The organism is Stenotrophomonas sp. YIM B13575, assembly GCF_042787595.1.
Taxonomy (GTDB): Bacteria; Pseudomonadota; Gammaproteobacteria; order Xanthomonadales; family Xanthomonadaceae; genus Stenotrophomonas; species Stenotrophomonas lactitubi_B.
Map to the genome: position 1 here is coordinate 1 of NZ_JBHZOP010000189.1, position 4,976 is coordinate 4,976.

Below are 4,976 nucleotides of genomic sequence, written 5' to 3' on the forward strand. Positions count from 1 at the left end.
GCCGGCCCGCGGCCGGCACCACCGGTCACACCGCTTCGTCGTCGCGCCGCTCGCTGCGGCAGGAGCGTACCCGGGTCAGTGCGTCGCCGGCTTCGCGCGCCATCCTCTCGTACTCGGCGCGGATCTCTTCCAGGCGCTCTTCGTCCAGCTCTTCCAGGTCCAGCAGTTCATTGTTGGCCTCGGCGGTGGCGCGGATCAGTTCATCCAGCTTGATCTGCATCGCCGCCGTGTCCGAGTTCTGCGTGTGCTGGATCAGGAACACCATCAGGAAGGTGATGATCGTGGTGCCGGTGTTGATCACCAGCTGCCAGGTATCGTTGAACTTGAATATCGGGCCGCTGATGCCCCACAGCACGACGATCGACACCGCAGCCAGGAAGGTCCACGGCGAGCCGGTGGCGGCCGCGGCCTTCTTGGCGATCATATTGAACAGGTTCCTTGCGCTCATCGTCATCGTTCCACTGGAATGATGACGATCATCGGCACGTGGCCGTGCAGGTGCCGTGCAGTCGAGCGTGGGCTCAGGCGCGCAGGCGCGGTGCTTCCTGGCTGCGCACCGGGCTGGCCAGGTAGACGTGCTGCCAGCAGCGTTCGACGAATTCGCGGGCCTGCGCTTCGGTCATGCGCGGCATGATCTGCAGGGCGTACTGGGTCTGGAACAGCTCATCGCGCTGCGCATTGCTGGCGCGTGGTTGGGTGATCAGTGAATCACAGGCGAACTTGATCCACGGCACATAGGTGCCGAACGAGGTGTGCGCGAGTGCGCCATCGGCGTGCTGGCGGCGCCAGTAATCCAGCTCCGCATCGACATTGATGACCGGGGGAATGGCGGGAACTTCAGCGTGCATGACGATCCAATCGGTTGAAGGTGAAAGGGAGTGGGGCCCGTTACAGTCTGGCCCGGACGGTGGTGCATGCCGCGTCAGCGCGATGTGCAGCCAGCGTGGCGATGGCGCAGCAGCTGTGCGTGTTCAACTGCACCCAGGCGTTCGGCCATGGCGGCCATCGCATTGCACAGGCGCACCAGGTCGCGGGGATGGTCGAGCAGCAGATCCTGCTGCATGTCCTGGTAGGCGCTCCAGAACGGGGCACTGCGCTGGTGCAGTGCGTATTGCTGCTGCAGTCGGTCCCAGATCACGGCCAGGGCCGGGTCGCTGGGAGGACGTACGGCATGCGCTTGCATGGTCGTCTCCAAGCCGGGGCGGGGGCCCCGGTTGCATTCCACCCTAGACGTGGCTGCGCAGCAGGATGTTAGTGGCGCGTGTTGACTACACGCAGCTGACTGCGCAGCAGTTCACGTTGAAGCGTGCAGACGCTGCCGGCACAAGGCTGTGCCGGCACTGAAGCGTTCATCAAGGCGGGCTCATCAGCCGTGGCGGATGCTCATTCACCGATGTCTTCGTTCCAGATTTCCGGATGTTGCGCAATGAAACCGCCCAGCAGGTCGACGCATTCCTGGCTGTCCAGGTCGATCACGTTGACGCCGTTTTCGCGCAGCCAGTCGATGCCGCCCTGGAAGGTGCGCGACTCGCCGACCACCACCGTGCCGATGTTGAACTGCCGCACCAGGCCCGAGCAGTACCAGCACGGAGCCAGGGTGGTGACCATGATGGTGTCCTGGTAGCGGCGCTGGCGGCCGGCCTTGCGGAAGGCGTCGGTCTCGCCATGCACGGACGGGTCGCCTTCCTGCACGCGGCGGTTGTGGCCGCAGCCGAGCAGGCGGCCGTCGTTGTGGTACAGCGCCGCGCCGATCGGCACGCCGCCTTCGGCCAGGCCCTGGCGGGCTTCGGCGATGGCGGTCTGCAGCAGGGCCTGGTAGTCGGGCGTGGTGATCATGCGGGGCTCCGGTAGGTCGTGGGGCGCCATGATACGGCCAGCGTTCCCCGCAGGGGCCCGGCGGTGCGATAATCGGGGCATGAGCGAATCCCCCTACAAATCCGGTACCACCCATTTCGGGTTCCGCGACGTTGACGCCAAGGACAAGCAGAAGCTGGTCGGCCAGGTGTTCACGTCGGTCGCGCGCAACTACGACCTGATGAACGACCTGATGAGCATGGGCGTGCACCGGGCATGGAAGCGCTACTACGTAGCCACCGCGCAGGTGAAGCCGGGTGACCGCGTGCTTGACCTGGCCGGTGGCACCGGCGATATCGCCGCGCTGCTGAAGGAGCGGGTCGGTGCCGAGGGTTCGGTGGTGCTGGGCGACATCAACGCCGGCATGCTGTCGGTCGGCCGTGACCGCCTGACCAACCGCGGCCTGGTGCTCGGCCTGGACTACGTGCAGTGCAACGCCGAAGCCCTGCCGTTCCCGGACAACAGCTTCGACCTGGTGACCATCGCCTTCGGTCTGCGCAACGTGACCGACAAGGACGCCGGCTTGCGCGAGATGTACCGCGTGCTGAAGGTGGGCGGCCAGGCCCGTGTGCTCGAGTTCTCCGAAGTCACCGCGGACTGGTTCAAGCCGATCTACGACTTCCACTCGTTCAAGATCCTGCCGAAGCTGGGCAAGCTGTTCGCCAACGATTCGGACAGCTACCAGTACCTGGCCGAGAGCATCCGCAAGCATCCGCCGCAGGAAGAGCTGAAGGCGATGATGGGGCAGGCGGGCTTCGAGCGCTGCCACTACAAGAACCTGACCGGCGGCATCGTCTCGATCCACTCCGGCTACAAGCTGTAAGCCTCGCTTTGGTGGGTGCCAACCTTGGTTGGCACATGCCCGTCGGCGAGCGCTGACAGGTCCGTGCCAACCAAGGTTGGCACCTACCAGAGGCAGGCCAAGGCGGGCCCAGGGCCCGCCCGCGAGCGATGACGCAGCAATCCGCCGTGGTAGATGCCGACCTTGGTCGGCACAGGTCCTACCGCGCGCGATGACAGATCCGTGCCAACCAAGGTTGGCACCTGCCGGGCCATCGCGGGGCCGGCCATTACCCCGCACCGCGCAACGCTTCCCGGCCGGGGGAGAGGTACCATTGGGGTTTGATCCCCGTAACGGTCCCGATTCATGCGCAATCCGCTGATGCTCCTTCCGCTGGCCGTGGCCCTGGCCGCCGGCTGCTCCCAGGAGGCGGCCGCCCCCGCCGCCGCCCCGACTGCCCAGAAGGCTCCCGCCGCCCCCGTGAACGCCGAAAACCGCAGCCACGATGAAAGCTCGTACGCCGAGCCGGACAAGGTCGTCGTCAAGGACATCGCGCTGGATCTGAAGCTGGACTTTGACCAGAAGCAGATCGGCGGCACCGCCACCTACACCCTGGAATGGAAGCAGAAGGATGCCAAGCAGCTGGTGCTGGACACCCGCGAGCTGAGCATCGCCAAGGTCGAAGCGATCGCCGCCGACGGCGCGCGCAGCCCGCTGCAGTTCGTGCTGGCCCCGGCCGACAAGGTGTTCGGCAGCAAGCTGACCATCGAAACCCCGGAACAGCCGGCCAAGGTCGAGGTGACCTACCACACCGCACCGACCGCGTCGGGCCTGCAGTGGCTGGCGCCGTCGATGACCGAGGGCAAGAAGCTGCCCTTCATGTTCAGCCAGTCGCAGGCGATCCACGCCCGTTCCTGGGTGCCGCTGCAGGACACCCCGAGCGTGCGCTTCACCTACAGCGCGCACGTGGTCTCGCGCCCGGACGTGATGGTGCTGATGAGCGCCGACAACGATCCCAAGGCCGCGCGTGACGGTGATTACACCTTCAAGATGCCGCAGCCGATTCCGTCCTACCTGCTGGCCATCGCCGCCGGCGACCTGGTGTTCGAGCCGATCTCCGGCCGCTCCGGCGTCTGGGCCGAGCCGACCATGGTCAACAAGGCCGCCAAGGAATTCGAAGACACCGAGAAGATGATCGGTGCCGCCGAAAAGCTGTACGGCGAGTACCGCTGGGGCCGCTACGACATGCTGGTGCTGCCGCCGTCGTTCCCGTTCGGCGGCATGGAAAACCCGCGCCTGACCTTCGCCACCCCGACCGTGATCGTCGGCGACAAGTCGCTGGTCTCGCTGGTCGCCCATGAACTGGCGCACAGCTGGTCGGGCAACCTGGTGACCAACGCCAGCTGGAAGGACATCTGGCTCAACGAAGGCTTCACCACCTACGTCCAGGGCCGCATCACCGAAGCCCTGTACGGCAAGGAGATGGCCGAGATGGAAAAGCAGATCGACCAGACCGATCTGCTGGCCGAAGTGAAGGACATGAGCCCGGCCGACCAGGCCCTGGCGCTGCCGCCGCTGAACGAGCGTGACCCGGACGAAGCCCTCAGCCAGGTGGCCTACGTCAAGGGTTCGTGGTTCCTGGAATTCCTGGAACAGCGTTTCGGCCGCGAGACCTTCGATCCGTTCCTGCGCGGCTGGTTCGATGACCACGCCTTCCAGAGCGCCAACACCGACCAGTTCGTCGAGTACCTGAAGAAGAATCTGCTGCCGAAGAATCCGTCGGCGGTCACCGAGGCCGAACTGAAGGCGTGGCTGGACGAGCCGGGCATTCCGTCGTTCGCGGCCAAGGCGCAGTCGCGCAACTTCAGCAGCGTGGATACCGCGCGCATCGCCTTTGCCAGTGCCGGCACCGTGCCGAGCAGCCAGGTCATTGCCGAGTGGAGTACCCAGGAGTGGGTGCGCTTCATCGACGGCCTGGGCGCCACCCAGCCGCTGGACAAGCTGGCCACGCTGGACAAGGCGTTCCACTTCACCGGCACCCCGAATGGCGAGATCGCCATGCGCTGGTACCCGCTGACCATCCGCAGCGGTTACGAGCAGGCCAATGAAGCGGCGGCTGCGTTCATCGAGCGTGTCGGTCGTCGCAAGCTGATCCTGCCGATCTACGCCGAACTGGTGAAGACCCCGAAGGGTCTGGAGCTGGCCAAGCAGGCGTTCGAGAAGGCCAAGCCGGGCTACCACCCGATCACCACCGCCTCGGTGCAGGACATGCTGGCCAAGGCTGAAGCGAAGTAAGAAAAAGCGCCGGGCACTGCCCGGCGCTTTTTTTGTAGAGTCGGGG

The 4,976-nt window shown here is 65.6% G+C and carries 6 protein-coding genes; 2 read left to right on the forward strand and 4 right to left on the reverse strand.

What is annotated here, in order from left to right; translation table 11 throughout:
* Window positions 1-25: 25 nt before the first annotated feature.
* From ACFX4F_RS20645 to ACFX4F_RS20660, 4 genes are all read right to left on the reverse strand, one after another.
* Window positions 26-448: a low affinity iron permease family protein gene (locus ACFX4F_RS20645; RefSeq protein ID WP_380658224.1), complete on the reverse strand. Its 423-nt coding sequence runs from the start codon at window positions 446-448 to the stop codon at window positions 26-28.
* Between the two features lie 73 nt (window positions 449-521).
* Window positions 522-848, reverse strand: a complete 327-nt coding sequence (locus tag ACFX4F_RS20650) for a hypothetical protein (RefSeq protein WP_099820615.1) — start codon at window positions 846-848, stop codon at window positions 522-524.
* A gap of 74 nt (window positions 849-922) precedes the next feature.
* Window positions 923-1,183 carry a hypothetical protein gene (locus ACFX4F_RS20655; protein ID WP_180165590.1) on the reverse strand — a complete coding sequence of 87 codons (261 nt, stop codon included), beginning with the start codon at window positions 1,181-1,183 and terminating at the stop codon, window positions 923-925.
* Between the two features lie 200 nt (window positions 1,184-1,383).
* On the reverse strand, window positions 1,384-1,836 hold the full coding sequence (locus ACFX4F_RS20660) for a nucleoside deaminase (RefSeq protein ID WP_005411083.1): 453 nt from the start codon (window positions 1,834-1,836) through the stop codon (window positions 1,384-1,386).
* A 79-nt stretch (window positions 1,837-1,915) separates the two neighbouring features.
* Here ACFX4F_RS20660 and ubiE point away from each other — a divergent pair, with 79 nt between their 5' ends.
* Both ubiE and ACFX4F_RS20670 read left to right on the forward strand, forming a co-directional pair.
* Window positions 1,916-2,677, forward strand: a complete 762-nt coding sequence (gene ubiE / locus ACFX4F_RS20665; RefSeq protein ID WP_032976541.1) for a bifunctional demethylmenaquinone methyltransferase/2-methoxy-6-polyprenyl-1,4-benzoquinol methylase UbiE — start codon at window positions 1,916-1,918, stop codon at window positions 2,675-2,677.
* Between the two features lie 324 nt (window positions 2,678-3,001).
* Window positions 3,002-4,930, forward strand: coding sequence for a M1 family metallopeptidase (locus tag ACFX4F_RS20670; RefSeq protein WP_367785898.1), 1,929 nt, complete (start codon window positions 3,002-3,004; stop codon window positions 4,928-4,930).
* The last annotated feature ends 46 nt before the right edge of the window (window positions 4,931-4,976 follow it).

Coding starts and splice junctions, on each gene's coding strand:
- ACFX4F_RS20645 (WP_380658224.1), bottom strand. CDS start 448: ATGAGCGCAAGGAACCTGTTCAATATGATCGCCAAGAAGGCCGCGGCC.
- ACFX4F_RS20650 (WP_099820615.1), bottom strand. CDS start 848: ATGCACGCTGAAGTTCCCGCCATTCCCCCGGTCATCAATGTCGATGCG.
- ACFX4F_RS20655 (WP_180165590.1), bottom strand. CDS start 1,183: ATGCAAGCGCATGCCGTACGTCCTCCCAGCGACCCGGCCCTGGCCGTG.
- ACFX4F_RS20660 (WP_005411083.1), bottom strand. CDS start 1,836: ATGATCACCACGCCCGACTACCAGGCCCTGCTGCAGACCGCCATCGCC.
- ubiE (WP_032976541.1), top strand. CDS start 1,916: ATGAGCGAATCCCCCTACAAATCCGGTACCACCCATTTCGGGTTCCGC.
- ACFX4F_RS20670 (WP_367785898.1), top strand. CDS start 3,002: ATGCGCAATCCGCTGATGCTCCTTCCGCTGGCCGTGGCCCTGGCCGCC.